The sequence below is a fragment of the Pseudomonas sp. AU11447 genome (genome assembly GCF_001672555.2).
Taxonomy (GTDB): domain Bacteria; phylum Pseudomonadota; class Gammaproteobacteria; order Pseudomonadales; family Pseudomonadaceae; genus Pseudomonas; species Pseudomonas nitroreducens.
Window position 1 is genome coordinate 1 of sequence record NZ_LZDG02000004.1, and the last position, 736, is coordinate 736.

At 62.1% G+C, this 736-nt stretch carries 2 protein-coding genes; both read left to right on the top strand.

What is annotated here, in order from left to right; all coding sequences use genetic code 11:
- Nucleotides 1–202: hypothetical protein (locus tag A6723_RS32015; protein ID WP_175405512.1), on the top strand; the 202-nt coding region annotated here is incomplete at its 5' end.
- 3 nt (nucleotides 203–205) lie between these two features.
- The coding region (locus A6723_RS00020) for a hypothetical protein (RefSeq protein ID WP_139092864.1) at nucleotides 206–736 on the top strand (531 nt) is incomplete at its 3' end.

A 736-nucleotide genomic window follows, 5' to 3' on the forward strand; every position in this document is an offset into this window, starting at 1 on the left:
AGGACACATGAAAGTAGAAAAGGCCCCCGCCTCGGCAGGGGAAACCAAACCGGCCGGCGTGAAGGTGAAGATCACCCGCGAGAACGGGCACCGCCATGCCGGCACCAAGCACCCCAAGGACACGGTTATTACCGTCTCCGAGGCCGATGCAAAGCTGATCGTCGACCACTTCAAGGCCGGCGAAGAAGTGAGGGGGGAGTAACCCATGGCAGGCGTAAAAGTATTTAAGGGCGTAGGCATCGCCTATGCGCAGCGCAACGACCTGGAGAACGCACCGATGCGTGACCTGGGCGACGTCGAGCAATTCAAGATCGCCCACCGCACCAGCTCGATCACTTGGAAACAGCACCGTCGTGTTGGTGGCGGCAACCTGTCCAAGCTCGATACCCCCGAGGGTGTCGACCTGACCGTGCAGATGCAGGAATGGACCGAAGAGAACCAGGCCATGGTCACCCAGGGCAAGGTTGTCGAGCTGGAACCCGAGACCGTGACTGGCGAGGAAGTGGTGCTCATTCCTGGCGGCCTGGTCCTGACCCAGTTCCCTGGTCCCAAGAGCCTGGTCATCACCAAGACCCAGGACAGCACCCCGGTGCCGAACTCGGAGGTCGAGGTGTCGGCCGCTGGCTTCCGTGTGAAGGAAAGCAGCGCGGTCATCACCGAGCCCACTCCGGCAACCATCGCCTACACCAGCACCAAGGCGATTCGCATCGAGCCCATCGTGGAAGCCGGCGCCGAG